28 protein-coding genes are annotated in these 26,181 nt (G+C 67.7%); 15 read left to right on the top strand and 13 right to left on the bottom strand.

From position 1 onward, the window contains the following. Nucleotides 1-91: 91 nt before the first annotated feature. Nucleotides 92-1,204 carry a glycosyltransferase family 4 protein gene (locus IEV99_RS12765; protein ID WP_194483070.1) on the top strand — a complete coding sequence of 371 codons (1,113 nt, stop codon included), beginning with the start codon at nt 92-94 and terminating at the stop codon, nt 1,202-1,204. On the opposite strand, the gene IEV99_RS12760 is transcribed toward IEV99_RS12765, so the two are convergent. From IEV99_RS12760 to IEV99_RS12745, 4 genes are all read right to left on the bottom strand, one after another. Continuing rightward, entirely contained in the window at nt 1,174-2,469 is a 1,296-nt protein-coding gene (locus tag IEV99_RS12760) for an O-antigen ligase family protein (RefSeq protein WP_188518156.1), read from the bottom strand. The genes IEV99_RS12765 and IEV99_RS12760 overlap by 31 nt on opposite strands. Further along, nucleotides 2,466-4,001: an undecaprenyl-phosphate glucose phosphotransferase gene (locus IEV99_RS12755; protein WP_244643852.1), complete on the bottom strand. Its 1,536-nt coding sequence runs from the start codon at nt 3,999-4,001 to the stop codon at nt 2,466-2,468. Before IEV99_RS12755 ends, IEV99_RS12760 begins: the two co-directional genes overlap by 4 nt. Nucleotides 4,002-4,078: 77 nt before the next feature. Beyond that, nucleotides 4,079-5,176 (bottom strand): glycosyltransferase family 4 protein, encoded by a 1,098-nt coding sequence (locus IEV99_RS12750; protein WP_244643851.1) that lies wholly within the window; start codon nt 5,174-5,176, stop codon nt 4,079-4,081. Nucleotides 5,177-5,212: 36 nt separating this feature from the next. Further along, nucleotides 5,213-5,770 (bottom strand): polysaccharide biosynthesis/export family protein, encoded by a 558-nt coding sequence (locus tag IEV99_RS12745; protein WP_188518154.1) that lies wholly within the window; start codon nt 5,768-5,770, stop codon nt 5,213-5,215. Between the two features lie 164 nt (nt 5,771-5,934). Here IEV99_RS12745 and IEV99_RS12740 point away from each other — a divergent pair, with 164 nt between their 5' ends. Next, nucleotides 5,935-8,130 (top strand): GumC family protein, encoded by a 2,196-nt coding sequence (locus IEV99_RS12740; protein ID WP_188518153.1) that lies wholly within the window; start codon nt 5,935-5,937, stop codon nt 8,128-8,130. Nucleotides 8,131-8,147: 17 nt separating this feature from the next. Here the strand turns inward: IEV99_RS12740 and IEV99_RS12735 are convergent, their stop codons facing one another. Then, nucleotides 8,148-9,329 (bottom strand): GNAT family N-acetyltransferase, encoded by a 1,182-nt coding sequence (locus IEV99_RS12735; protein ID WP_188518152.1) that lies wholly within the window; start codon nt 9,327-9,329, stop codon nt 8,148-8,150. Between the two features lie 119 nt (nt 9,330-9,448). Between IEV99_RS12735 and IEV99_RS12730 the strand changes: the two genes are divergently transcribed. Next, entirely contained in the window at nt 9,449-10,534 is a 1,086-nt protein-coding gene (locus tag IEV99_RS12730; protein ID WP_244643848.1) for a polysaccharide deacetylase family protein, read from the top strand. A gap of 5 nt (nt 10,535-10,539) precedes the next feature. Here the strand turns inward: IEV99_RS12730 and IEV99_RS12725 are convergent, their stop codons facing one another. Continuing rightward, nucleotides 10,540-10,755: a DUF2842 domain-containing protein gene (locus IEV99_RS12725; protein ID WP_188518151.1), complete on the bottom strand. Its 216-nt coding sequence runs from the start codon at nt 10,753-10,755 to the stop codon at nt 10,540-10,542. Between the two features lie 152 nt (nt 10,756-10,907). Here IEV99_RS12725 and IEV99_RS12720 point away from each other — a divergent pair, with 152 nt between their 5' ends. Then, nucleotides 10,908-11,990, top strand: a complete 1,083-nt coding sequence (locus IEV99_RS12720) for a COX15/CtaA family protein (RefSeq protein ID WP_188519649.1) — start codon at nt 10,908-10,910, stop codon at nt 11,988-11,990. Nucleotides 11,991-12,145: 155 nt separating this feature from the next. Here the strand turns inward: IEV99_RS12720 and IEV99_RS12715 are convergent, their stop codons facing one another. After that, nucleotides 12,146-13,432, bottom strand: coding sequence for an O-acetylhomoserine aminocarboxypropyltransferase (locus tag IEV99_RS12715; protein WP_188519648.1), 1,287 nt, complete (start codon nt 13,430-13,432; stop codon nt 12,146-12,148). Nucleotides 13,433-13,675: 243 nt separating this feature from the next. Here IEV99_RS12715 and IEV99_RS12710 point away from each other — a divergent pair, with 243 nt between their 5' ends. Together IEV99_RS12710 and IEV99_RS12705 are read left to right on the top strand one after the other, a co-directional pair. Further along, entirely contained in the window at nt 13,676-14,653 is a 978-nt protein-coding gene (locus IEV99_RS12710; RefSeq protein ID WP_188518150.1) for a sodium-dependent bicarbonate transport family permease, read from the top strand. A gap of 8 nt (nt 14,654-14,661) precedes the next feature. Beyond that, nucleotides 14,662-14,973, top strand: coding sequence for a P-II family nitrogen regulator (locus tag IEV99_RS12705; RefSeq protein WP_188518149.1), 312 nt, complete (start codon nt 14,662-14,664; stop codon nt 14,971-14,973). A 3-nt stretch (nt 14,974-14,976) separates the two neighbouring features. Here IEV99_RS12705 and IEV99_RS12700 read toward each other — a convergent pair whose 3' ends face one another. From IEV99_RS12700 to IEV99_RS12690, 3 genes are all read right to left on the bottom strand, one after another. Continuing rightward, on the bottom strand, nt 14,977-15,528 hold the full coding sequence (locus tag IEV99_RS12700) for a CoA-binding protein (RefSeq protein ID WP_188518148.1): 552 nt from the start codon (nt 15,526-15,528) through the stop codon (nt 14,977-14,979). A 53-nt stretch (nt 15,529-15,581) separates the two neighbouring features. Continuing rightward, entirely contained in the window at nt 15,582-17,039 is a 1,458-nt protein-coding gene (locus tag IEV99_RS12695) for a glycoside hydrolase 5 family protein (protein ID WP_188518147.1), read from the bottom strand. A 98-nt stretch (nt 17,040-17,137) separates the two neighbouring features. After that, nucleotides 17,138-17,971: an enoyl-CoA hydratase gene (locus IEV99_RS12690; protein WP_188518146.1), complete on the bottom strand. Its 834-nt coding sequence runs from the start codon at nt 17,969-17,971 to the stop codon at nt 17,138-17,140. A gap of 104 nt (nt 17,972-18,075) precedes the next feature. Here IEV99_RS12690 and IEV99_RS12685 point away from each other — a divergent pair, with 104 nt between their 5' ends. The 3 genes from IEV99_RS12685 to rpsI all read left to right on the top strand — a co-directional run bounded on the left by IEV99_RS12685 (nt 18,076) and on the right by rpsI (nt 19,663). Further along, on the top strand, nt 18,076-18,516 hold the full coding sequence (locus tag IEV99_RS12685) for a PaaI family thioesterase (protein ID WP_244643846.1): 441 nt from the start codon (nt 18,076-18,078) through the stop codon (nt 18,514-18,516). A 200-nt stretch (nt 18,517-18,716) separates the two neighbouring features. Beyond that, entirely contained in the window at nt 18,717-19,181 is a 465-nt protein-coding gene (gene rplM / locus IEV99_RS12680; protein ID WP_188518145.1) for a 50S ribosomal protein L13, read from the top strand. A gap of 2 nt (nt 19,182-19,183) precedes the next feature. Further along, on the top strand, nt 19,184-19,663 hold the full coding sequence (gene rpsI, locus IEV99_RS12675; RefSeq protein ID WP_188518144.1) for a 30S ribosomal protein S9: 480 nt from the start codon (nt 19,184-19,186) through the stop codon (nt 19,661-19,663). A gap of 148 nt (nt 19,664-19,811) precedes the next feature. Here the strand turns inward: rpsI and IEV99_RS12670 are convergent, their stop codons facing one another. Next, the gene (locus tag IEV99_RS12670) at nt 19,812-20,066 is read right to left on the bottom strand and encodes a hypothetical protein (protein WP_188518143.1); all 255 of its coding nucleotides are present in this window, start codon (nt 20,064-20,066) and stop codon (nt 19,812-19,814) included. Nucleotides 20,067-20,134: 68 nt separating this feature from the next. Here IEV99_RS12670 and IEV99_RS12665 point away from each other — a divergent pair, with 68 nt between their 5' ends. From IEV99_RS12665 to IEV99_RS12655, 3 genes are all read left to right on the top strand, one after another. Beyond that, nucleotides 20,135-20,686: a histidine phosphatase family protein gene (locus IEV99_RS12665; protein WP_244643844.1), complete on the top strand. Its 552-nt coding sequence runs from the start codon at nt 20,135-20,137 to the stop codon at nt 20,684-20,686. A gap of 243 nt (nt 20,687-20,929) precedes the next feature. Then, nucleotides 20,930-21,463, top strand: a complete 534-nt coding sequence (locus tag IEV99_RS12660) for a DinB family protein (RefSeq protein ID WP_188518141.1) — start codon at nt 20,930-20,932, stop codon at nt 21,461-21,463. A gap of 3 nt (nt 21,464-21,466) precedes the next feature. Continuing rightward, nucleotides 21,467-21,736, top strand: a complete 270-nt coding sequence (locus tag IEV99_RS12655; protein WP_188518140.1) for a hypothetical protein — start codon at nt 21,467-21,469, stop codon at nt 21,734-21,736. On the opposite strand, the gene purN is transcribed toward IEV99_RS12655, so the two are convergent. Together purN and purM are read right to left on the bottom strand one after the other, a co-directional pair. Continuing rightward, complete coding sequence (purN, locus tag IEV99_RS12650; RefSeq protein ID WP_371875789.1) at nt 21,725-22,396, bottom strand: phosphoribosylglycinamide formyltransferase; 672 nt, start codon at nt 22,394-22,396, stop codon at nt 21,725-21,727. The two genes, IEV99_RS12655 and purN, sit on opposite strands and share 12 nt — an antisense overlap. Next, the gene (gene purM / locus IEV99_RS12645) at nt 22,393-23,478 is read right to left on the bottom strand and encodes a phosphoribosylformylglycinamidine cyclo-ligase (RefSeq protein WP_188518139.1); all 1,086 of its coding nucleotides are present in this window, start codon (nt 23,476-23,478) and stop codon (nt 22,393-22,395) included. The genes purN and purM overlap by 4 nt, the downstream gene beginning before the upstream one ends. Nucleotides 23,479-23,627: 149 nt before the next feature. Between purM and IEV99_RS12640 the strand changes: the two genes are divergently transcribed. Genes IEV99_RS12640 through IEV99_RS12630 form a run of 3 tightly spaced genes read left to right on the top strand, consistent with a single transcriptional unit; the run spans nt 23,628 to nt 26,011 of the window. After that, entirely contained in the window at nt 23,628-24,167 is a 540-nt protein-coding gene (locus IEV99_RS12640; RefSeq protein ID WP_188518138.1) for a CDP-alcohol phosphatidyltransferase family protein, read from the top strand. Beyond that, entirely contained in the window at nt 24,143-25,318 is a 1,176-nt protein-coding gene (locus IEV99_RS12635) for an AI-2E family transporter (protein WP_188518137.1), read from the top strand. Before IEV99_RS12640 ends, IEV99_RS12635 begins: the two co-directional genes overlap by 25 nt. Nucleotides 25,319-25,321: 3 nt before the next feature. Next, entirely contained in the window at nt 25,322-26,011 is a 690-nt protein-coding gene (locus IEV99_RS12630; protein WP_188518136.1) for an HdaA/DnaA family protein, read from the top strand. The last annotated feature ends 170 nt before the right edge of the window (nt 26,012-26,181 follow it).

Raw genomic sequence — 26,181 nt, 5'->3', positions numbered from 1 at the left:
GCGTGGCGGCGCACGCCCGTCGGAGCTCGGGCCGTAATCGAACGTCAATGATCGCGGTTGTAGGGTCGCTGATCTTCTCCAGCGGACCATCATGCCTGCACCTGCGTTTTTTTCGGCCCCGGACCCGTCGGTCAGTGCGTCGTCGTCGACGCCCGCCCCGATGGCGGCTGGCCGACACGGCAAGGTCGTAGTCAACATGCGCGCCGCTGCTTTTGAAACTGGCGGCCAGCAGCGCATGACGCTGGAGCTCATGCAGCGCCTGCCCGATGTCGAGCGCGTCGAGCCGGGCCACGCCCTCCGCGGAGCGCGGGGGCATGCCTGGGAGCAGATCGTGCTGCCGTTCCGGGCCGGCGGCCGGCTGCTCTGGTCGCCCTCCGCGACGGGCCCGGTGGCTTACGGCAAACAGGTCGTCACGCTGCACGACGTGGCGTTCTTCGACATCCCCGAATTTTTTGCGCCGTCATTTGTCCGCGTCTACCAGACGCTGGTCCCGATTCTGGTGCGCCGCGCCGCGCATGTCGTCACGGTGTCGGAGTTTTCCCGCCATCGCATCATCTCGCTGTTCGGCCTGCCCGCCGAAAAGGTGTCGGTGATCTACAACGGCGTGTCTGCGCATTTCGGCAAGCGTCCGGATGCGGAGGTGGAGGCGGTGCGCAGCCGCTTCGGCATCGCGGGGCGCTACGTGCTGCTGCAGGCGACCTCGGACCCGCGCAAGAACCTTGCCCGCACCTTGGAAGCCTGGAGCCGGATCCTGCCATCCTTGCCGGCCGACATGGAGCTCGTGGTGTTCGGGCTGGCCGGCCGGGCCCATGTGTTCGGGCGCCTGCAGGAGTTGGCCGCCATGCCGCGCGTGCGGCGGCTGGGCTTCGTGCCCGACGCGGACATGCCGGCGCTGATGAGCGGCGCCGGATGCTTTCTGTTTCCCTCGCTTTACGAGGGCTTCGGCCTGCCGATCATCGAGGCCATGCGCTGCGAGACCGCAGTGCTGACCAGCGATGCGAGCTCCACCGGAGAGGTGGCGGGCGGGGCCGCATTGCTGGTTGATCCGACCTCGGCCGAATCGATCGGCCGTGGCCTTCTGGAACTCGTCAGCGACGCGGATCTGCGCGCGCGCCTTGTCGGCGGCGGATTGGCGCGCGCCGCCCATTTCGACTGGGATGACGCCGCCCGCAGCTACGCCCGGCTGTTCGACACGCTGGCGTGAGGCTGCGCCGGCGCATTCGCGGCTTTCCAGCGGCTCGCCATGATGGCCAGCCCCCACACCATCCCGCTCAGCATCCAGAAGTGCCGCCAGTGGTCGGTGTCGATCTGGAAGCCCTGCGCGATCTGCGGAAACAGGCAGCACCAGAGCGCGATCGCGTCGTGCTGGAACGGCGTACGCTGGAACGCCATACGCCAGCCGATCACGCAGGTGATGATCACGAACGACAGGTAGCTGATCCCGCCGAGCCAGCCATAGGAGCTGAAGGCGAAGATGAAGACGTTGTGTGGGTTCTCGCCGAAGCGTTTGTCGAATTGGAGCGGGCCAAACCCGTTGGGCAGGTCAAGCAGCAGCGGGATCGAGCGCTTCTGGTTGCCGAAGCGGCCGGTTTCGCCCGAATCGTAGCTCTGTAGCAGAACGGCCCGTTCCTCGAGCATGTTCGCCATCGAGCGGTTGGTCAGCACCGCGGCTCCGGCGACCAGTCCGCAAAGCAGGAACAGGCTGGTGACCCATGCAATTCGCCGCCGCTGCGCCCAACTGCGTGAGGTAAGCAGGTTCAGCCCGACCACCATGGCGAGGCTCAGGCCCATCACGCCCCATGCGCCGCGTGAGAACGAGATCAGGACCGCAAAGCTCAGGAAGACGAGCGTCAGCACCGACAGCGTCACATGGCGCGTGCGGCCCGACACGACGCCATGAAACAGAAACGTGGCGCCGACGGCGATGAACGGCCCGAATACGTTTGGGTCCTTGAACATGCCGGACGCGCGCGTGCCGGAGAAAGCCGTGAACAGGCTGGAAAGGCCGGCGACGTTAAAATAGCCCAGCGTTCCGGCGATGGCGGCGATCACGGCGGCCAGGATCTGCGCCCGTTGGATCAGCGCGACCCGCTCGTGGGTGCGATCCATCATGATGATGACGAAAAACAGCGTCACGGCCAGCATGTAGACCGACACGGCAGTGAAGATCACGGCCTTCTGGTCCTCGGTGACCTCAGTGAGCGAGATCGCTCCGCCCAGGTTGAACAGCGTCAGCAAAACGATCAGCGGAATGGATTCGCGCGGCAGCCTGAAGCCGGTCAGCAGCATCACCAGCCCGGCGAGCGTGAACACGACCTCGAACGGGGAAGGCTCGATGAAGACGATTGCGCCGCAAAGCACGAGCAGCCGCAAAATGCCGTTCTGGACCGCCGCCACGGGCGGACCGCGCCGGGCCGTATAGGCGAAAGGCGCCGGCGCAATCCCGGAATGGGCAGGCGCAAAGGTCAATATGCGTTCTCGGTCTTGGTGGCGAGCGCGATTGGCGTTGCGGCCAGGATGTAGAGGTCGAAGAACACCGACCAGTTCTCGATGTAGTAGAGGTCGTGCTCCACGCGTTTCTGGATCTTCTCCAGCGTGTCGGTCTCGCCGCGCCAGCCCTTGATCTGCGCCCAGCCGGTGATGCCCGGCTTCACGCGGTGGCGGGCGAAATACCCGTCGATGATGTCGTCATAGCGCCGGTTCTCGGCGCTGGCGTTCACCGCGTGTGGACGGGGGCCGACGAGCGACAGGTTGCCCTTGAACACGACGTTGAAGAGCTGCGGCAACTCGTCGAGCGATGTCTTGCGAATAATGCGGCCGACACGGGTGACCCGCGGATCGTCACGCGTGGCGAGCTTGGAGGCGGTGAGGTCCGCCTGGTCGGCATACATCGAGCGGAACTTGAAGACTTCGATCAGCTCGTTGTTGAAGCCGTAGCGACGCTGCCGAAAGAAAACAGGTCCCTTTGAATCGAGCTTCACGGCCAGAGCGGTGGCGAGCATTAGAGGCGTGAGCAGCACCAGCAGGCAGGCCCCGACCACACGGTCAAAGAGCCACTTGAACACCACGTCCCAATCGGCGATCGGCCGGTCCGTGACGGCCAGCACCGGCACCGATCCGATATACGAGTAGGTGCGCGGACGCAGGCGGAGCTTGCTCTGGTGGGCCGAGAGCCGAATGTCGACAGGAAGCACCCAAAGCTTGCGCAGCATTGAAAGGATGCGATCCTCTGCCGTGATCGGCAGGGTGAAGATCACCAGGTCCAGGTTGGCGCGCCGGACGAAGTCGACGAGGTCGTCCGTCGTTCCCAACTTCGGATAGCCGCCGACGCTTTCAGGCGAACGCTGCTCGTCGCGATCGTCGAACACGCCGATGACGCGAACCTCGGAATCCGATTGCGCATCGAGCGCGCGCAGAAGGCTCTCGGCTGCCGGGCCGCCGCCCACAATCGCGGTCCGCCTGTCCAGAAGGCCCTCGCGGAGCATGCTGCGCACGGCCGTGCGGACGATCAGGCGCATGGACATCAGGCCGAGCAAGCCGATTCCATACCAGCCGACGAACCAGCCGCGCGAGATCTCGTTGCCCAGCTTGAAAATGAACGCTATCGCGAGGGCCGCAAGAGCCACCGCGCTCCACACCGCGGCCACGCGCACCAAGGCCGGAATCGGCCCACGCAGGGCGCCGAGTTCGTAAAACTGCAGCGATTGGAGGGCGACCACGGTCGTCAGCGCCGAGCCGACGATCAGGGCCGCATAGGGCACGTCAGGCAGCAGGCCCGTCTGCAGGTAGCCGGCGCGCAGCAGCACGCCGCTCACAACCAGGAACATGAGCTCGGCCGCAGCGACGACGCTTGAGATGACGTTGGCCGAATAGGTGCGCGCTCGCGGGCGGGATGCGATCTCCTCCGCCAACGCGCTCAGCGACGCCTTTGGTCCGGGGCGCATCGCAGCCACCGAGCCAGCGTCGTTCCGCAACAGGTCGTCCAGTCCGATTTTTGCCATCGCGCGATCGCGGCCGCTCGGCCGCTCTCCAAGCCTCAATCCTTGAGGAACCCTATGCACGATGGCTGACGGAAGCGTTAAATCCTCGCCAGAGCCTTGCGATAAGCCGCTTCGATTCCGCCCGCCATGGCGTCGATGGAAAATGCCGAGGCGACATGCCGGGCAAGATCCTCCGCCTCGGCTTGTCGCTGCGCCTCGGACTTGGACAGCAGCGCCGCGATGGCGTCGGCCAGAGCGGGCGGATCATCAGGCCGCACGAGCCTTGTGGCGAAAGGCCCCATGATTTCAGGAATGCCGCCCACCGCCGTGGCGACCAGCGGGCGCGCGGCGGCGGCGGCCTCGATCACCACATAGGGGAGCGACTCGGCCCGCGAGGGCACGACCATGACTCGGCCGAGCCGAAAGGCGTCGCGCGCCGGCATGGGAGCCTTGAACGAGACTTCGCGTAGCCCGAGCCGTTGCGCGAGGGCCCGAAACTCGGCCTCATCCGGACCCGCCCCGACCAGAACGGCGGAGGGCTCCCACGGAAGCCGGGCGCGCAACAGCGTCAGCGCGTCAAGCAGCGTGTCCACGCCCTTCAGCGTTCGCAATTCGCCAAGGTAAAGAACGTCAGCCGCCTCCGGCCCATCCGCCACTGGGACGAACTCATGCGCCTCCAGCCCGTTGCGGACCACCACGGCATCGTGCGGCGCATCGCCCAGCATGGCTTCGAACCGGCTGGCCACATAGTCGCTCTCAAACGTGAACACCGAGGTGCGGCGCATCAGCAGGCGCTCGACGCGGGTGTAGAGCTTGCCCGCCAGGGTGTTGGCGCCGTAATGCGCGCTGCCGCCATGGGGGGTATAGATGCGCCCGACCCGGCGCAGCCCGACCGGCGCGAGCCGCCCATAGAAGCCGCCCTTGGCGCCGTGGCCATGAACGATGTCGGCTTTGGCGGCAGCGAAGATTTTAGTGATCCGCAGCAGCGCCAAAGCGTCCGTGGGACCCGGCTCGCGTGGCATCGGGATGCGGAAGGTGCCGAGGCTCAGGCTGGGGCGGATCCGTTCGATGGCGGCCTCGGCCCTCGCGCCGCCGCCTACGTCACAGACCAGCCCCACGGCGTGGCCGGCTGCGGCCTGGGCGCCCGCCAGGTCGAGCACATGCCGAAAAAGGCCCCCCATGGGAGCCCGAAACACGTGCAAGATCCGAAGGCGCCCATTCTGGGCCATGTCTCAGAACCAGCGTTCGCGCACGACGATGGTGTCGCCGGGGCGCACCGGGAAAGTGATCGGAACGGTGGCGCTCACCGGCCGGCCGCCGATCTGGCGCGTGATGTCGGCCTGGGTGCGCAGAGCGCGCGGCGAGAACCCGCCCGCGATCGCAATGGCGGTCTGGACCGTCATAGCGTTGACGTAGGGAAACTGCCCGGCCGTGGTGACTTCGCCGAGGACAAAGAAAGGGCGGTACTGCTCAACCTCGACGGAAACGCGGGGCTCGCGCAGGTAGCCGTTGCGCAGCTTGGCCTCGATCGCGCGCTCGAGTTGCGTGGTGGTCATGCCGCCGGCCGGCGTCGGACCAATGAGCGGCAGGGAGACGCGGCCGGATCCGTCCACCGCGTAGCTGTTGGAGAGGTTGTCCTGCCCGAACACGATGATGCGCAGGCGGTCGCCGCTGGCCAGCGTATAGGGGGCGTCGAGTCCTTCCATGAAGCCCGGCGGAGTATGCAGGGGCGGCGCGCAGGCCGAAACGGCGGCTGCTCCGAGCAGGATCAGGAACTTGCGACGCGACATCAAAGGGGCTCGCTGCGGGACTCGCTGGATAGGCGGTCGAATGCGCGATCATGTGCGTCAACGTGGTTAATAAACCCTGACCGCGCATGGCCTCATGCTTAACGTTATCGAAAGCCCAAAACTTCATAGTTCCGGCACGGTGTAATCTGTTCTGGGGTTGAGTGATGGCTGATGCTGGTCCCGTCCCCGCCAACGGCGGGGACCTCGATGCGGGACAGCTTGGGCGCGCCTTGCGGCGGCGCAGCCCGCTCATTCTGCTCGCCACCCTCATCGTGTTCGGGCTGACGGCGTTCTGGGTGAACACCGCCACGCCGCGCTACACGGCGGACGCCCGCATTCTTCTTCAGCCCGGCGATAATTATTACACGCGCCCTGGCCAAAGCGCCGAGCGCGACCTGCAGATCGACGAGCGCGAGGTCGCCAGCCAGGTTCTTCTGGTGACGTCACGCGACCTCGCCAAACGCGCCGTGGACCGGTTGCAGCTGAAGGGAAACCCCGAGTTCGACACCAGCGCGTCGGTGGTGGGAGTCGTAAAGAGCGGCCTCGTCTATCTCGGCCTCGCCCGCGCCAGCGAAAACGAGCAGCTGATCGACCGTTTCGTCGAGCGCGTCACGGCTTTCCCGGTGGGGCAGACCCGCGTGCTGGCGATCGAGTTCACGTCGTCCGACCCGGTTCTCGCCGCGCGCGGCGCCAATGCGATCGCGGACATCTACCTGGAATTGCAAGAGGAGGCCAAGCTCCGGGTCGCCCAGAAGGCAAGCTCATGGCTCAACGGCGCAATTGAACCGCTGCGCCAGAAGGTCGCCGACGCCGAGGCCAAGGTCGAGGCGTTCCGCTCCGGCGCCGGCCTCCTTGTCGCCACCAACAACGCCACCCTGCAGCAGCAGCAACTGGCCGAGCTTAACACGCAGCTCAACCAGGTTCGCGGCGCCCAGGCCGATTCGCAGGCAAAGGCCAAGCTTTTGCGCGAAGCCCTCGCGGGCGGCCGCACGCTCGACGTTTCGGATGTGGCGAACAACGATCTCGTGCGCAAGCTCGTGACCGACCGCACCACCGCGAAGGCGCAGATCGCGCTCGAGTCGCGCTCGCTCGGGCCCGGCCATCCGCGCATGAAGGAGCTGCAGGCGCAGCTCGCGGACATCGACGCGCAGATCTCCGCGGCCGCGCTCAAGGCCGTGCGCACGCTGGAGAACGACGCGCGGGTCGCGCAGGCGCGCGTGGACGCGCTCGCGAGCGCGCTCGACGCCACCAAACAGCAAAGCATCGCGGCCGGCGAGAAGGACGTGGAGTTGCGCGCGCTGGAGCGGGAGGCGCGGTCGCAGCGCGAGCAGCTCGAGGCCATGATGACGCGCTACCGCGAGGCCACCGCCCGCGACGTCAAGGATGCGTCGCCGCCAGACGCCCGCATCGTGCAGCGCGCCGATCCGCCCGTTGCGCCGTCCTTTCCGAAGAAAGGCCCGATGATCATCATCGCGACCTTGGCGACGCTGCTGGTGATGACCGTTTGGGTGATCTGCGCTGAGCTGCTGTCCGGCCGCGCCTTTGGGCCAGTTCCGGTGAGCTATGCCCCGACCTTCCCGCTGGGCGCCGGCGCCGTTCCCGCCGCTCAGCCCGCCGCCGTGGCGCCTGTTGTGGCCGCAGCCGAACCGGCGTGGCGGCCGCGGCTTCGCCCAGCCGAGCCTGGTGACCTTGCGTCAGCCCAGCATGCCTTGGCTCCCGCCGAGCACGCCCTGGCGCGGCTGGCCGCGGATGCGGCGCAGCGCAGGCCCGCGGAGCCACCGCGCGAGATGCGGGACGGCTCGGTGAGCCTTGCGGATGCGGCGAGCGCCTTCGACGTCGCGATCGGGTCCGGGACGGTGCGGCGCTGCCTCGTGACGCCGATTGGCGGCGCGCCGGCCCGCGATCTCGCTCTGGCGCTTGGCCGCCGCCTCGCCAGCGCGCGTCGCCTCGCACTGATCGACGCCGACACCGCGGGCCGCGAAACGACCGCAGGCTTCGCCGAGCTGATCAGCGGTCATGCCTCGTTTATTCAGGTGATCCACCGAGATCCTGCGTCGCGGCTTCACCTGGTGTCCTCCGGCGCTCTGACCGCGGACGCGATCACCAGCCAGGCGGCAGGCGTGGAGCTCGCGCTCGGCGCGCTGTCGCAGACCTATGACGCCGTGATGGTGGCGACCCCACCGGCCGAGGAGCGCTCCATCCTGCGCGTGCTGGCGCAGTGCGCCGACATGGCCGTGCTGGCGGTCGGCCCCAATGCTTCGGCCGATGAGGTAGCGGATGCGGCTGCAAGCCTGTCCGCCTGGGGGTTGCGTGTGGTCCGGCTGTCGGTTGACCGGGCGCAGAACGTCGAGGCGGCCTAAGGGCCCGCCTCAACCTGTCATGTCGGCGCGCCAAAGCGTAGCGCGACCCGGCGAACCGTTTTCAACAGCCGGACGTCGCGTTTCACAATCTCCCGAACGCGATTCGCGCCACGCAGGCCCAGCGCCATGGCGTGGCCCATCGGGGTGATCGGAATGGAGGCGTCGACACGCTTCTCCCGCGTGGGGCAGACGTGCCGCTTGTATCCATCCTCGCCCATGCCGAGGTCGAAGCTCGCCAGGCCATTCGCGAGCGCCGCCTTGGCGAGCTCCATCGTGAGCACCTCGCCTGGGCTCGAGCGCATCAGCGTCTTGTCGTTCTCGAACGAAATGAATGCGCCGCTCAACCGTCGGCCATCGCTCACCCCGCCGAATGCGGCCGCGATCCGGTCGCCGCACCACAGCGCCCAGAGCTCCAGCGCGGGACTTCCGCGGTCGAGGCCCGCCAGGGCGGCGCTGCGCAGAAACTGCTGCACCGTCTTGCAGGAGAACGGATTGGCGATGTGCTGCGCCTTGAAGCGCGCGGCGCGCTGCCGAAAGAATGCCTCGAGCACGCCGTCGACCTCGGCTTCGGTTTGCGCCCTGCGCAGCGACACGGGCCCGATCGCCTCGAGCCAGCGTAGCTTTTTGGCCAGCTTCTTGCGGCTGTCCTTGCTGACGAGGCGGCGGACCAGCATGTCGGCGGTATCGCCAGGCTGGAAGGCGAGGGCGTGCGCATCCTCGGCCGGGCGGGCTCCCGCGACCAACGCGAACGGATTGGCGAAGCCGTTCCACGAGAGCGGCTGCGAGCGAAGATCGAGCAGGTCTACCCCCGACAGCGCTTCGCTGATCGCAAACAACAGCGTGCTGGCGTCCTCCGGGCCGAGCGTCGCCAGAAAGTCGGCGTCGAATAGCCCCATATTGGCATTGCAGTGCTTGCCCCCAGCAAAGCGCGCAAGCCGAACGGGACCAGTGCGCAGCATCACAAGCGGGAAGAGCGCCAGCGGAGCGCCGGCCCCATTGGACACGAGCACGATCGCGGGCGTTTGGCCCTTGCGGGCGGCCACAAACGCGTACCAGGGCGCAAGCCAGTCATATCGCTGGTAAGGCGTGGCGACGCCTTGCGCTTCAAGAGCGCGCCAGGCCGATGCGGCATCCTCCGGCGACCGGAAGACCTCGATCCGACTCCACGTCGCAAAAGGGGTGTCCAATGCGGCGGACATTTCGGCGCTTATCTCTCGATTGCTCTGCAACGTGGCCGGCCGACCGCGGAATGGTCAACGAAACCTTTAAGTCAAGCTTAACAGCCAGCCATTAACGATGACTTGCGCGGCGGTTGGAATTGCCACGGATCGAGGATTTCACGGTGGGGTTGAAGTACCGGATCTTCCAGGCGGCCCTGAACGGCCTTGCGGCAGTTGGAGCCGGCCGATGGACACTTCCGGGCTCGCGCGGGCTGGGCGGCATCCTGATGCTGCATCACGTGCGGCCCTGGACGGAGCGGCCGTTCGCGCCGAACCGGCTGCTCGAGGTCACGCCCGAGTTCCTGGATGCGGCTCTGGCGCGCGCCAAGGCGCTTGGCTTCCGGATCGCCAGCCTCGACGCCGTGGTCGACGCATTGGAGGCGGGAATTGAGTTTGCCGCCAAGCCACCGCTGCTGGCGATCACGTTCGACGACGGCTACCGCGACAATCTCGATCATGCCCTGCCGGTGCTGCGGCGGCATGGCGCGCCTGCCGCCGTGTTCGTGACCCCTGGCTTCGCGGACCGCAGCGCCGGTCTGTGGTGGTGCGACCTGGAGGACGCCATCGCGCGGGCGGACGAGGTCCGGGCCGATTTGCCGGACGGTCCGTTTGCGATGGCGACGGGCGATCCGGCCGCCAAGGCGGCGGCCTTCGAGGCGCTCTACTGGCGGCTGCGGGCGCTGCCCGAGCCGGACATGCGCACGGTTGTCGCAAAGCTCGCAGCCGGGCAGGGGATCGACAGCCTGGCCACCACCGAACGGCTTTGCCTCGATTGGGCGGGCCTGCGCCGGCTCGCCGCCGATCCGCTGATCACGATCGGCGCGCATACGATGACGCACCCAATGCTGGCCAAGCACGATGCGGCCACAGCCTGCGCCGAAATGGCCGACTCGCGCGCCGCCATCGAGCGCGAACTCGGCGTCCCGGTCCGGCACCTTGCCTATCCGGTGGGAGATCCGACGTCCGCCGGTCCTCGTGAGTTCGCCATGGCGCGCGAGCTCGGGTTCCGCAGCGCCGTCACGACCAGGCCCGGCATGCTGTTTCCGCAGCACCGCGACCACCTCACGGCGCTGCCGCGGGTGTCGCTGAACGGTAATTTCCAGAATGTCGGCCAGTTTGGCGCGCTGTTGTCAGGAATTCCGTTCCACCTGTGGAACAAGGGGCGGCGGCTGAACGTCGCGTGACGCGTTCAGGCGTCCTCGGGGTCGGGGCGTTCCATCCACTTGATCAGCGGCATGAGCGGCACAATCCAGCCGATGCCGGCCACGACGTAGAAAATCGCCTGCGCAAGCTTGCCGGCGTCCTGGATCGAGCCTTGCGCCAAAGCCATCATGGCGAGCGCGTAGAAGCACACGAAGAACAGCATGGCGACGGCGCCGATGAATTTGCGCGTGCGTCGGCGCATGTTGATTCCGATCCTCGATCCGGCGGCGCCTGCGGCGACGCGGCCATTGTGGGCCCAAGCGGCGCGGACTATGTGTCGGCGCGACCGGGCGATCAAGCCTGCGCGGCTGCGCGTTTCGCCGCGGCGGCATGCCCGATGGATGGACAATGATGATGTCGGTTACGGCCACGGACCACGACTTCGACCGCGCGGAGGCCGCCTTGCGCCCCGACGCGGCGACGCGGCGGCTTCAGCCGGTGCGGATCTGGCTCTACGTCATCGCCGCGCTGGTGTTCGGCATGGTGGTGGTGGGCGGCGCCACGCGGCTCACCGGGTCGGGCCTGTCCATCACCGAGTGGAAGCCCGTAACCGGGGCCGTGCCGCCATTGACCGAGCAGGCCTGGGCGGTGGAATTCGACAAGTACCGGCAAATTCCCCAGTACCAGCTCGTCAACAAGGGCATGACCCTCGGCGAGTTCAAGGAGATCTACTGGTGGGAGTGGTCGCATCGGCAGCTCGGCCGGGCGATCGGACTCGTGTTCGGCCTCGGCTTCATCGGGTTCTTCGCCACGGGGCTGCTGCGTGGGAGGCTCGCCATCAAGGTCGCGGCGCTCGGGCTGCTGGGCGGACTCCAGGGCGCCATCGGCTGGATCATGGTGGCGTCCGGCCTGAAGCCCGGGATGACGGCCGTCGCGCCGTTGAAGCTGATGCTGCACCTCACCACCGCGAGCGTGATCTTCGCCGGCCTGGTGGCGGTCGCGGCCGGCCTGAAGCGTCGCGAGAACGAACCTTCGACCCCCATCGTGCGCGGGCTCGCGACGGCGACGCTGCTGCTGGTGCTGCTCCAGATCGCGCTCGGCGCCCTTGTGGCGGGCTCCAAGGCCGGGCTCACCTACAACACCTGGCCGCTGATGGACGGGAACTTCATCCCGCCCGCATCGGGGTTGTTCATCCAGACGCCGTGGTTCGAGAACCTCGTGGACAATCCGCTCACGGTTCAGTTCCACCACCGCATGACCGCCTACGCACTGCTGGGGCTGACTCTCTGGCAGGTCTGGGCGACGCGGCGCGTGCAGCCGGGTACGCCCGCGGCGCGACGCGCCAGCGCCATCGCGGGGTTGTCGGTTGCGCAGGCCGCGCTCGGCATCGTGACCCTGCTCGCCATGGTGCCGCTGTCGCTGGGCCTCGCCCACCAGGCCTTCGCGATGTTGGTGCTCGGCATGGCGGCGGTGCATTGGCGGCTGACGCGAGCCTGAGACTCGGGCTGCAGAGGGCGACAGCTGCTTTTTTGAGCCCTTCCCAAAAGGCGCAAAACCCTCGTTCTTCGAGACGCAGGCCCAAGGGGGCCTGCTCCTCAGGATGAAGGGTGAGAGGTTGATCCAGCGCTGAAGTTCAGCCGCGTTGACGCGCCTCAGCTCGCGGCCAGCGCCTCGTCGAGATCGGCGATCAGGTCCTCGACGTCCTCGATGCCGATCGAGAGGCGCACGACCTCCGGGCCGGCGCCGGCCTGCGTCTGCTGCTCGGCGGTGAGCTGGCGGTGGGTGGTCGAGGCCGGGTGAATCACCAGCGAGCGCGTGTCGCCGATATTGGCGAGATGGGAGAAGAGCTTGAGGTTCGACACCAGCGCGACGCCGGCGTCGTAGCCGCCCTTGAGGCCGAACGTGAACACCGCGCCCGAGCCCTTGGGCGAGTAGCGCTTTGCGAGCGCGCCATACTTGTCGCCCTCCAGCCCCGGATAGCTCACCCACGCGACCTTGGCGTGGCGCTGCAGGTGCTGGGCCACCTTGAGGGTGTTGTCGCAATGGCGCTGCATGCGCAGCGGCAGCGTCTCGATGCCGGTCAGGATCATGAAGGCGTTGAACGGCGACAAGGCCGGGCCGAGGTCGCGCAGGCCGAGCACCCGGCAGGCGATCGCGAAGCCGAAATTGCCGAAGGTCTCGCCGAGCACCATGCCGCCATATTCCGGGCGCGGCTGCGACAGCATCGGATAGCGGCCCGACTTCAGCCAATCAAACTTGCCGCCGTCCACGATCAGGCCGCCGATGGAATTGCCGTGGCCGCCCAGGAACTTGGTGGCCGAATGCACGACAATGTCGGCGCCGTGCTCGAACGGGCGGATCAGGTAGGGGGTCGCCATGGTGTTGTCGACGATCAGCGGCACGCCGGCCTTGTGAGCGATGTCGGCGATGGCCTGGATGTCGGTCACGACGCCGCCCGGGTTGGCGATCGACTCGATAAAGATCGCCCTGGTCTTGTCCGTGATGGCGGCCTCGAAGCTCGGGAGGTCGTCCGGATCGGCCCACTTCACTCGCCAATCGAAGTTCTTGTACGAGTGGTTGAACTGGTTGATGGAGCCGCCATAGAGCTTCTTGGAGGCGATGAACTCGTCGCCTGGCTGCATCAGGGTGTGCATCACCAGGAACTCGGCCGCATGGCCGGACGCCACCGCGAGCGCAGCCGTGCCACCCTCCAGCGCCGCGACGCGCTCTTCCAGCACCGCGCAGGTCGGGTTGCCGATGCGCGAGTAGATGTTGCCGAACGCCTGCAGGCCGAACAGCGAAGCGGCATGGTCGACATCGTCGAACACGAAGGACGTGGTCTGGTAGATCGGCGTGGCGCGCGCGCCGGTGGCCGGATCCGGCGCCGCGCCGGCGTGAATCGCGAGCGTGGCGAAGCCGGGAGCCTTGGGCTCGGTCATGGGCGTGTCCTCGTGCAGGAGCGCGGGCGAGCCCGCGACGTTCTTGGAAAGTGGATTGCTGTTCTTTTTACCGAACGAACCCAGCAGCGTCAACGCGCGGGCAAGTTGTAAATACACGTCTGGGATCGGCTAAATCGGCCCACAATCCTCCAGCCGTCAAATGTATTTATTTCACGACAATAAATGTTGAATAGGGGCCCGCTTGCGGTAGCAGTGGCTGCAGCTGGGCAGGGGATAGCAGACATGGGTGCGTTGGATCTGGCCGTCGGCAACTTGTTGTCGCCGGTGGTGCTGTTTTTTGCGCTCGGCGTCGGAGCCGCGCTGGCGCGCTCGGACCTGAGCTTTCCTGAAGCCGTCGCAAAGGCGCTGGCGATCTACCTGATGATGGCGATCGGCCTGAAAGGCGGTGTGGAGGTGTCCCGCCAGGGGTTGCAGCCTCAGCTGATCTGGACGGTGCTGGCCGGCGCGGCGCTGTCGTTTCTGATTCCGGCGCTCGCCTACGGAGTGCTGCGCCTGATCAGCCGCCTGGGGGCGGTCGACGCGGCCGCGGTAGCGGCCCATTACGGCTCCATCTCGGCCGTGACCTTCGCGGCCGCGCTGGACGCGCTGTCGCGAGCGGGGCTCGGCTCGGAAGGCTACATGGTCGCGGTGGCGGCCGTGATGGAGACGCCCGCCATCATGGCGGCGCTGCTGATCGCCCGGCGGGCCGCGCCGGAAGCCGCCACTGGATCGGTTGGCCACCTGCTGCGCGAGGCCGGGCTGAACGGCTCGGTGGTGGTGCTGGTCGGCTCTTTCGTGGTGGGCTGGATCGCGGGGCCGGCCGGCGTGAAGCCGATCGCGCCCCTGTTCGTGGACCTGTTCCGCGGGTTGCTGTGCCTGTTCCTGCTCGACATGGGGCTCGTCGCCGGACGCGGCCTGTCGCGGGCGCGGCGGTTTTTGACCGCGCCGCTGATCCTGTTCGGGATCGGGATGCCGCTGATTTCGGCCGCCATCGCAACCGCGATCGCGTTGGGCCTCGGCCTCTCCACCGGCGGCGCGATGCTGTTCATCACACTGGCGGCGTCGGCGTCCTACATCGCCGCGCCCGCCGCCATGCGGATTGCGCTGCCGCAGGCGGAGCCTGCCATTTACCTGACGCTCTCGCTCGGCGTCACCTTTCCGTTCAATCTCGCGATCGGCCTGCCGCTCTATCTGCTGCTGGCCCGAAGCGTCAGCCCGTGAGGCCCGCCATGGACATGCACGCGAAGAAGAAGATCGAGATCATCATCGAGGCGCCGGCGCTGAATGGCGTGCTGGCGATCCTCGATCGCCTGCAGGCGACCGGCTACACTGTGCTGCCGGCCCTGGCGGGGAGCGGGCGGCACGGTCCGTGGGACGAGGCCGGGCAGGTCACCAGCGCCGGCCGCATGGTGGCGGTGCTGTGCATCCTGGATGCGACGCGGCTGGATGCGACGCTGGAGGCGGTGTCGGCCTACCTCGCGAACCGGATCGCGATCGTCGCCGTGTCGGACGTCCAGGTCATCCGCGGCGCGCATTTCTGAGGCTCAGCGGCGCGTCCCGAACGGGTTCACGCCGGGCGGACCGAGGGTGCGCTTCTGGAAGCCCTTCTCGGCCATCACGGCGCGCTTGGACGACAGGATGCGCGAGTTGATGCCGTTCCAGCCGATTTCGCCCGACAGCCGGCCGAACTCGATCTTCGGGCAGCGGTTCATGATCACGGTGACGCCCTTCGCCTCGGCGCGAGCGGCGGCTTCGTCGTTGCGCACCGAGAGCTGCATCCAGATCACCCGCGGCAGGGGATCGAGCGCCAGCGCCTCGTCGGTGATCGGGCCGGCGGCTTCCGAGTTGCGGAAGATCTCCACCATGTCGAGCGGGAAGGGGATGTCCTTCAGGGAGCCGTAGACGAGCTGGCCCAGCACCGTCTGGCCGGCGAGGCCCGGATTGACCGGGACCACCTGGTAGCCGCGCTCGATGAGGTATTTCGTCACGATCCAGCTCGGGCGGGCCGGATTATTGGAAAAGCCGACCAGCGCAACGGTCTTCACGTTGTGGAGAATGCCGCGGATCAGGTCGTCGGGGTAGCTGTCGTGCGTCATGGCCGAGAGTTACACCAGCGCCGGGCGCGGCGCCATCGAAACAGGCGCGCGCCTCAGGGGGCGGGTCGCACCGCCAGGATCAGGTCCGTCCGGAACGCCGGGACGCAGGCGCGCAGCGCTCCCTCATGGCTGCCGGCCAAGAGGCGCTCGCGCGGTTCGCCGGCCACCGGATCCCACAAGGTCACGCGGTACTCGCCGTCCGCAAGTCCCGGCACGACCACGCGCACCACCAGCGCGGGCGCCTGACGATCCAGCATGCCGTCGGGCCCGACCGCGTCGCCGCGCAGCAGGTAGACCAGCGCCTGGCGGTCGTCGCCGCACGCCATGGCGTGGACGGCGCCGTCCGCCGCGACTTCGACATCGATGCCTTCGCGGCGGAAGCTCAGCCAGTCGAACTCGGGCAGGAAGCGGGCGAGCTTGCCCTGTTCGCGGCGCATGCCTTCGGTGAGCCGGTGCGGGTTGCGGTTGGGCCAGCGCATCCCGCCGCCGGCGCCGCCAGCGGCCAGGTGCGCCCATTGCATGTGCCGGAAGTACTCGTCGTCGAAAGCTTCGGGCAGGTTCAGCTTCTTGTCCTTGAACCTGTGAATGGGGCCGTGCTCGCTGTCGCAATACGGCCTGCCGTCAGCGATCTCGGCAAGGTGAGCACGGACATGGCGAGCCATGTCGAGCGCCGGCGCGACCGTGTCGGCGGGGTCGTCGATGGTGCCCTGCTGGTAGACGTGCACGGTCGCGAAATCGAGGTCGGGATGGCGGAAAATCGGCTCCTTGAGCGGCATGTGCGCCCGCCACTCGAGCTCGGGCCCAAAAATAGAGACGGTCTGGGGGTGGGACCGGCCATACAGGTCCAATTCGAGGCGGCGCACGTGGTGCGATAGGTCCGCGATGAACTCGGGAAAGCACTCGGCCGCGTCGCCGCCCTGGGCGGGGTGAATCTCGTTCCAGAGATCCCACGCGAACAACGCGCCGGAGCCGCCCCAGCGTCGCGTTGCGAAGGCGAGGCGGTTCTTGATGAACTCGCGCGTGTCGACGCACAGGAGCATTTGCGAGGGATCCGCCAGCGGGCCGCCATTGGCGCGGTTGTAGGGGTGATGGCACCAGTGCAGCCAGGTCCAGAACGTGTCCACCGGCGTTAGCAGCAGGCGCAGCCCGTGCTTCTCGCACAGGGCGAACATGTCGTCCCAGAGCTGCACCATGGTGGGCGGGAAGCGCCCGGCCGGTCGCTCAAAATAGCGGTGCCGCACCTGCGCGTATTCGAGCATCAGGCGCAGCACAGTGACGCCCTGCTGGGCGAGGTCGCCAAGATATCGGTCTACCGCCGGCAGGTCGCGTCGCCGAAACAGCCCGTCGAGCTCGGCCCACGAGATTGCCTCGTTCCCGCCGATCGGGTGCCAGGCCGCGCCGGTTTCCGTCTGGAAATAGGGTGCCCCCGGGGCGACCTGAATCCACGGGAGGGCGCAAGGGGCGGGGGTGAAAACGGAGTGGCGGCGGAGGGGGAGGTCGACCTGGTCCATGCGGCGGGGCTGGCTCTCGTGACACGGGGCGGGGCGCCGTCGCGGCGACGCACGTCACGCCAACGCGCAACTGGGGCCGGCGATCCGATGGAACCGGGTCACTCCCAGCGGGGCGTCCGCTTCTCGAGAAAGGCGCCGATGCCCTCCTCGGCGTCGCGGGCCAACATGTTCTCGGCCATCACGCGCGAGGCATGCGCGTAGGCGTCCTCGAGGCCCATCTCGATCTGCTCGTAGAAGGCGCGCTTGCCGACCGCGAGCACCGGCGCTGACTTGGACGCGATCACGGCCGCGAGCCGCCGCGCCGCGTCGACCGCATGGCCGGCCGGGACGACCCGGTTCACCAAGCCCATCCGCAAGGCGTCGGCCGCCGCGATGGTTTCCCCGGTGAGCAGCATTTCCATGGCGTGCTTGGGCGCGACGTTGCGCGACAGCGCCACCATCGGGGTGGAGCAGAAAAGCCCGATGTGAACGCCCGGCGTGCAAAAGCGCGCGTCTTCGCCCGCTACCGCGAGATCGCAGGAAGCGACGAGCTGACAGCCCGCCGCCGTCGCGAGGCTCTCGACCGCCGCGATCACGGGCTGGGGCAGGCGCACGATCTTTTGCATCATGGCGGCGCAGCGCCCGAGCAGGTCCTCGAAATAGGCGCGGCCGCGGTCCGGGTCGGAGCGGCGGGCGGAGATTTCCTTCAGGTCGTGCCCGGACGAAAAGCACGAGCTCGGCGCCGAGGCGACAATCACGGCGCGGATGCTCCGGTCCGCCGCGATGGCGTCGAGTTCGCGGGACAAGGCGTCGATAAGGGCGTCCGAGAGGGCGTTTCGCGCTTCCGGCCGGTGCAGGGTCAGCAGCGCGACGTTCTCTTTGTCGGCTCGCAGCAAAACGGAGGCCGAAGCACCGCGGTCGGGCGCGGGTTGGGCAGTTTCGCTCACCTGCATTTCGTTGACTCCGCCGGTTGCGCCGATGGCGCATCATTGCCCATACATAGGCCGAATGATGCGCGGCGGGAACGCCGACGAAGCGGGCGGGAGCGCAGGCCGGGATGACGCAGGGCGAGAAGCGGGCGGTGATGTCGCTGGCGGAACTGGACGCGTTTCTGGAGCGCGAATTTCCACAGATGTTCACGCATGGCCGCATCTGGCACGTGCTGGAGATCCCGCCGCACGGGGCGCGGCTGCGGATGGACTACCACCCGAGCCAGCTGCGGCCGGGCGGCACCATATCGGGCCCGGCCATGATGACGCTGGCGGACTTCGCCATGTACGCGGCGGTGCTGGGGGCCATCGGGCCAGTCGGCCTCGCGGTGACCACGAACCTGTCCATCAACTTCCTGCGCAAGCCCGAGCCGCGGGCGCTGTACGCCGATTGCCGTCTGCTGAAGCTCGGCAAACGCCTGGCGGTCGGAGAGGTGACCATCACTTCGGAAGGCTCCGACGAACCCGTCGCCCACGTAACCGGGACCTATTCGATCCCGCCGCGCTGAAATATGTACGGTATAATATTACCGCAATTGTTAATGCGCTGATTTTGTGGGGCTTTCAGTCAGATCTGGCGCATAGTGGGCGTTGACGACGCGCAAGGGCTCGCGTATACGCAGCCCATCGCACGGGCGGCCCTTGGTCGCCCGCGTTTTCATTCCCGCGCCAGCGTTTCGCGTCGGCGCGCCCAGATCGGAACTGTCTCATGAAGACCTATTCGGCCAAGCCCGCCGAGGTCGACAAGAAGTGGGTGCTGATCGACGCGAAAGGCCTCGTGGTGGGTCGTCTCGCGTCGCTCGTGGCCATGCGGCTGCGCGGCAAGCACAAGGCGAGCTACACGCCCCACGTCGATTGCGGCGACAACATCATCATCGTGAACGCCGACAAGGTGGTTCTGACCGGCCGCAAGCGCGAGCAGAAGGTCTATTACCATCACACCGGTTATCCGGGCGGCATCAAGGAGCGGACTGCGAAGTTCATCCTCGAAGGTCGTTTCCCCGAGCGCGTCGTCGAGAAGGCCGTGGAGCGCATGCTTCCCCGTGGCCCGCTCGGCCGCAAGCAGCTCGGCAACCTGCGCGTCTACAAGGGCGCGGAGCATCCCCATGTCGCCCAGGAGCCCACGACGCTCGACGTCGCGGCGCTGAACCGTAAGAACGCGAGGAACGCCTGATCATGGCCGAAACCCTCCAGTCCCTGCAGGACCTCAAGGGCGCGGTCGAGACCGCTTCCCCCGAGGCTCCCAAGCACGTCCAGAAGCTCGACGCCCAGGGCCGCGCCTACGCGACCGGCAAGCGCAAGGACGCGGTCGCCCGCGTCTGGATCAAGCCCGGCGTTGGCAAGGTCACGGTGAACAACCGTGAGCTCGGCGTGTACTTCGCCCGCCCGGTTCTGCGGATGATCCTGCAGCAGCCGCTGCAGGTCGCCAACCGGGTCGACCAGTACGACATCGTCGTCACGGTCGCGGGCGGCGGTCTGTCCGGCCAGGCCGGCGCGGTGCGCCACGGCCTGTCCAAGGCCCTGACCTATTTCGAGCCCGAGCTTCGCCCGGCGCTGAAGAAGGTCGGCTTCCTGACCCGCGACTCGCGCGTCGTCGAGCGCAAGAAGTACGGCCGCAAGAAGGCTCGCCGGAGCTTCCAGTTCTCCAAGCGCTAAAGGCGCTTGCACGGTTTGTCTCGCGTGCTGCGCGAGATACGGAAGGGCGGCTCTCGGGCCGCCCTTTTTCGTTTTGGCGCGTTCAGGATGGGGCGAGGGTAGCCGTCGCGAATTGTCGGGCAGGCGGGCTGCAAAGCCGACCGCGCAGCTACGCCAGGTAATTCAGCAGCAAACGGATCACCGCGAACACGGCGGCCGCCGCTGTGGTGAGGGCGGCCCGGGAATTCAGGATCTGCGTCCTGTTGAGCGCCGTCACGATCCGATTGAGATCGGCTGCGTCGAGCTCCTCGTGGCGGGAGATACGCCGGATGCGTTGCCGGCTCGCGAGCCACCAGAGCCAGCCTGACGCCAAGGCCGAGATCGCGATGGCGAGGTCGAAGGCGAGAAGAATGGCGGTGAACATCAACTGATCCAAACGGGCTCCGTGCGCTTATACACGGCATGACCAGAAAAGCGCTCGTCCGACCTTGGTTGGTTGCGGTCCTCGGCCTTCTCGCGGCTTTTCCGGCGATGGCGGCCTCCGAGGAGGAGGCGTTCGAGGCCTTGCGGCGCGGCGGCGCGATCGTGCTGATGCGCCACGCCATAGCGCCGGGCGGCGGTGATCCGCCGGGCTTCGTGCTGGAGGATTGCGCCACGCAGCGCAATCTTTCCGCCGACGGGCGCGAGCAGGCGCGCCGCACCGGCGCGATGCTGCGTTCCAGGGGCGTCGCGATCGCGGCCGTTCTGTCGAGCCGCTGGTGCCGGGCGCTGGAAACCGCGCGGCTGCTGGATGTCGCTCCGGTTGAAGGCTCGCCGCCCTTCGATTCTTTTTTCGCCAACGCGGAGCGCGAGCCGGCGCACCTGCGCGACATGCGCGCCGCGCTCGCGGGCCTGGGTGGCATGGCCGCCGTGGTCGTCACGCACCAGGTCAATATTACGGCGCTGACGGGCGTCTTCCCGGCATCGGGCGAGTTGGTCGTTATCGCTGCGCCGGCCTCGGCTGCCGCACCGATTCGGGTGTTCGGGCGCATCAAGCCGCGCTGACGACAGGCTGTTCAGATTTCCATGCTCCCTCATCCTGAAGAGCAACCCCGCTCGGGCCTGCGTCTCGAAGGACGAGGGGGCCAGGAGACTGAGAGGTCGTGCGCTCTGGAATCCCTCGTCCTTCGAGACGGATCGCCAAGGCGCGATTCTCCCTAAGACAAACGGATCGAGGTTGGGGCTAAGCGCCTGGGTGGCGTTCGCTGGGGCGTTGCCGCTATCGTCGCCCAAACAGGAGTCAGCGCCATGTACCGACCCTACGCCACGCTCGCCGGCTACAACGCGTGGGCCAACGCCAAGGTATACGCCGCGGCCGCCACCCTGTCGGACGCCGATTACCGGGCGGACCGCGGCGCGTTTTTTCGCTCGGTGCACGGTACGCTGAACCATCTTCTGGTGACGGACCGCATCTGGATGCGGCGCTTCACCGGGGAGGGCGAGACCTACAAGCGCCTGGATCTGGTGCTGTTCGAGGAGCTTGACGGGCTGCGGGCCGCCCGCGAGGCGGAGGACGCGCGCATCGTCGGTTATGCGGCGGGGCTGAGCGACGCCGATCTTGCCGGCGCCATCCGGTATTCACGCGTGAGCAGCGCCGAGGTCTTCGAGCAGCCGCTCGCGCCGGCGCTGGACCACTTCTTCAACCACCAAACGCACCACCGGGGCCAGGTTCACGCGTTGCTGACAGGGCTCGGGGCGGCAGCGCCTGAGCTCGACCTGCTCTACTACCACCGCGACAGCGGATCGGGCGCGTCCCGGAAGGTCGAGGACGCGACGCGCTGAAGGGTGTCGTTCCAATCCGCCGTGGTGGTGATGATGAAGCGGCCTTCCGCCTGGGCGCCGATGCGCCAAGCGGCGACGGCAGTCATGCCCGTGCCCAGCAGCAAAGCCAAGACCGTGAGGAGCATCGCGAGAGCCGACCAGCGCCTGTCCATATTGCGAACCCGAATCATCCTGCAATTGCAAGCAGTTGACGTGAAGGAACGCGCCGCATCGCGGCGGGATCGTGGCGAAGCTCGGGCTGAACTGAGCCGGAAGGTGATTTTAGACGAGTAGGGGACTGATCAAAGGCGCTTGCGGCTTTGCGCCGTCCACACGGACGCGCAAGCCGTCCCGCCGCGCCCGCCCGCTCGCCACCAAGGCGAGGCCAAGCGGATAGAGCGCGTGCTCGACTTGAAGCACGCGCGCGCCGAGAACGTCGGCGCTGTCGTCGTCGAAAACCGGAACAGCGCCCTGCGCGATGATGGGCCCGGCATCGAGTTCCGGGACCACGAAATGCACCGTGCAGCCGTGCAGCCGCACGCCTTCGGCCAGCGCGCGCTCATGCGTGTGGAGCCCGCGAAACGCCGGCAGCAGCGACGGATGGATGTTGATCAGGCGGTCCTCCCAGCGGGCGATGAAGCCGGCCGTGAGAATGCGCATGAATCCCGCCAGGCACACGAGTTCGACGACATGGGCTTCCAGCGCGGCCTGCATGGCGTCCTCGAACGACTCCCGGCTCGGATGCGCCTTGTGGTCCACCACGGCGGTCGCGATGCCGGCCGCCGCGGCGCGCTCCAGGCCGCCCGCGTCCGGACGGTTGGACAGCACCAGCACGATCTCGGCCGGATAAGCGGGATCGCGCGCCGCCTCGATCAACGCCGCCATGTTGGAGCCGCGACCCGACACGAGGACGGCGGTGCGGCGGCGGGCGGCCAGGGTCGCCTGAAGGGTCACCTGGGTTCCAGCGCCAGGTCGAGCTTGCCCTTGTAGACGACCGCCTGGCCATCCTTGCGGGGCGCGAGCTTTCCGAGTTGCACCGGCTTCTCGCCGACCGCCCGGAAGGCGGCCAGCGCGGGCTCGAGCTCGTTGGGGGCGACAACCACCACCATGCCGATGCCGCAATTGAACGTGCGCAGCATCTCGACATCGCTGACGTCGCCCACGGCGGCCAGCCACTTGAACACCGGCAGCACCGGGATCGCGGAGGCGTCGACCACGGCCGACAAGCCCTCCGGCAGCACGCGCGGGATGTTGTCCGTGAAACCGCCGCCGGTGATGTGCGCCAGCGCCTTCACGCCCGTGGTGGCGCGCAGAACCGCCAGCACCTGCTTCACATAAAGGCGGGTCGGCTCCAGCAACGCCACGCCGATCGGGCAGTCGGGCTCGAACGGGGCGGGCGCCTCCCATGGGAGGCCGCTGAGGTCGACGATGCGGCGCACCAGCGAGAAGCCGTTGGAATGCAGCCCCGAGGAGCGCAGGCCCAGCAGGATGTCGCCGTCCGCGATGTCCGGCCGGGGCAGCAGCGCGCCGCGCTCGGCCGCGCCCACCGCAAAGCCCGCGAGGTCGTAGTCGTTCTCGTTGTAGAGGCCGGGCATCTCGGCGGTTTCGCCGCCAATCAGCGCGCAGCCGGCTTCCTTGCAGGCCTTTGCGACGCCGGCGATCACTTCCGCGCCCACATTGGGGGCGAGCTTGCCGGTGGCGAAGTAGTCCAGGAAGAACAGCGGCTCGGCGCCCTGGACGATGAGGTCGTTGACGCTCATCGCCACGAGGTCAACCCCGATGGTGTCGTGCTTGTTGGTTTCGATCGCGATCTTGACCTTGGTGCCGACGCCGTCATTGGCGGCCACCAGCACCGGGTCCGTGAACCCGGCGGCCTTGAGGTCGAACAGGCCGCCGAAGCCGCCGATCACCGCATCCGCGCCGGGCCGCGCCGTGGCCCGCACGAGCGGCTTGATCGCTTCCACCATGGCGTTGCCGGCGTCGATGTCGACGCCGGACTGCGCGTAGGTGAGACCCTTGGTCTCGTTGCTCGGCATGTAATAAACTCCGTGTGCGGGCGGAGTAAGCTTACCTGCGCACACTGGCAAGGGGCAGGCCGCCGCGGCGCCCATGAAATGGCGCTCCGCCGTTCATATCTGATCCTCGCCGGCTCGCGAAGCAGGCGCGTCTGGCTTAAGCTTGCCCCATGACCGTCGTGAACATCCCCAACCTGATCACCATCGGCCGCTTCCTGCTGGTGCCGTTCGTGGTCGCGATGATCGGGCAGGGCGAGTGGAAGCTCGCCTTCGCGGGTTTCGTGCTGGCGGGGGTGTCGGATGGCGTCGACGGCTGGATCGCGCGGCGCTTCGACATGCGCTCCGAGCTCGGAGCCTATATGGACCCGCTCGCCGACAAGGCGCTGCTGGTGTCGATCTACGTGTCGCTTTCCATCGTCGGGCAGTTGCCGCCCTGGCTCGCCATCGTGGTGGTGTCGCGCGACATCATGATCATGGGCGCAGTGGTGCTGTCCTGGTTGCTCGAGAAGCCGATCGCCATCAACCCGTCCTTCGTGTCCAAGGCCAATACGCTGGCGCAGATCGTGTTCGCGGCCCTGATCCTCGGCTCGCTGGCCTATGGGCTGCAGCAGGCCTCCTTGATCTATGCGGGCGCTTTGGTGGTCGCCGGCTTGACGACGATCTCGGCGGGCGCCTATCTCGCCCGATGGTTGAAGCACATGGCGTCGTGACGGACATCCAGATCCGGCGGGAACCTGCCGCGGTCGCGGCGGCTGAGGACCGACCTTTGCCGCTCGGGCGCCAGATCGCCTTCTGGCTGGCGGCGCTCGGCGTGGTCGGGCTCTGCCTCTATGTGTTCAGCGGCATCCTGCTGCCCTTCGTGGCCGGGCTGGCGCTCGCCTATTTCCTCGACCCGCTGGCCGACAGGCTGGAGCGCGTCGGCTTCAGCCGCCTGTGGGCCACGGTGGTGATCCTCGGCGTTTTCGTGCTGGTGTTCGTGCTGGCGCTGCTGCTGCTCGCGCCGTTGCTGGCCGGCAATCTCGCGGATTTCGCCGCCAAGGTGCCGGGCTACGCGCAGCGGCTGCAGCAGCTCGTGGTGGAGAAGGGCTCGCCCTGGCTGGAGCGGCTGGGCCATCGCGTGCAGCCGGCGGACATCCAGGGCTCGCTCGGCGACGTGATCGGCAAGGGCGTCGCGTGGGGCGGCGACGTGCTGAAATCGTTGTGGAGTGGCAGCCAGACGCTGATCGGCGTCGCGTCCTTGCTGGTGGTCACGCCCGTTGTGGCCTTCTACCTGCTGGTCGACTGGGACCGGATGATCGCCAAGGTGGACGGCTGGACGCCGCCGCGCCACCGCGCGACCGTTCGGGAACTCGCCACCGAGATCAATGACGCCATCGGCGGGTTCATCCGCGGCCAGTCTCTTGTGTGCCTGCTACTCGGCGCATGGTACGCGATCGGGCTGATGCTGTGCGGGCTGAATTTCGGCTTCCTGATCGGCATGCTGGCGGGGCTGATCTCGTTTATTCCATATGTCGGGTCGCTCACCGGGCTGGTGCTCGCGAGCTCGGTCGCGGTGGTGCAGTTCTGGCCCGACTGGGTGATGGTGGGCGCGGTGCTGGCGGTGTTCTTCAGCGGCCAGTTTCTGGAGGGCAACATCCTGTCGCCCAAACTCGTCGGCCAGGCGGTGGGGCTGCATCCCGTGTGGCTGATGTTCGCGCTGTTCGCATTCGGCGCGCTGTTTGGCTTCGTCGGCTTGCTGCTCGCCGTGCCGCTCGCCGCCACCGTGGGCGTGCTGGCCCGTTTCGGGCTCAAGCAGTACATGGCGAGCCCGATCTACACGGGCGTGAAGACGCCGGACGGCGGCCTGCCGCCGGACGCCTGAGCCGTGGCCGACAAGCCCCGCCAGCTCGCGCTCGACCTGCCGGTCGACACGCACCACGACGCTGAGGACTTTCTCGTCAGCGCCTCCAACGAGGCCGCCTTCGAGGCGCTGGAGCGTTGGCCGGATTGGCCGGATCCGGTGCTCGTGATGGTGGGCCCGCCGGGCTCGGGCAAGACGCACCTCGCCACCATCTGGGCCGCGCGCAGCCACGCCTGGACGGTTCCGCGCGACCGGCTGCGGGTCGGCGACGTGCCGCACCTCGTGTCGGCAGGCGCGCTGGTGGTGGAGGATTGTGACGCCGCCGAAGGGCACGAGGAGGCGCTGTTCCACCTCCTGAACATGGCGCGCGAGCGCCGGTGCTTCCTGCTGCTCACGGCCCGGACGCCGCCGGGCGACTGGCGGCTGCAGACGGCCGACATCCTGTCGCGCCTGCGGCTCGCGCCCTCCGAAACGCTGGGCGAGCCCGATGACGCGCTGGTGCGCGCCGTGCTGGTCAAGATGTTCCTGGAACGCCAGATCGTGGTCGACACCTCCGTGGTGGAATTCCTGGCGCTGCGCATCGACCGCTCGATCGCGGCCGCGCGTGCCGTCGTGGAAGCGCTCGACCGCGAGGGGCTGGCGCGCGGGCGGCGCATCACGCGGCCGTTGGCGGCCGAAATTCTGCGGAACGGGGAGGGGGATCCAACGCTTTAATCCATACGCCCTCGGTTGCCTGTCGTCGAAATGTCGTAGAGCCTTGGGAGAAGCTGTGGCGATCGTGAAGCGTGGATCCAGGAGCCGGCGCGTGGACGTGAAAGACGAACAGGCCGCCGCGAAGGCGAAGGCTCAGGCCGCGGCTTCGGCCGAGGCTCCCGAGATCGGCG

The organism is Alsobacter metallidurans (genome assembly GCF_014636935.1).
In the GTDB taxonomy this organism is placed as follows: Bacteria; Pseudomonadota; Alphaproteobacteria; order Rhizobiales; family Beijerinckiaceae; genus Alsobacter; species Alsobacter metallidurans.
The sequence above is the reverse complement of the archived record's forward strand: the minus strand, read 5'-3'. Positions and strand labels throughout refer to the sequence as shown.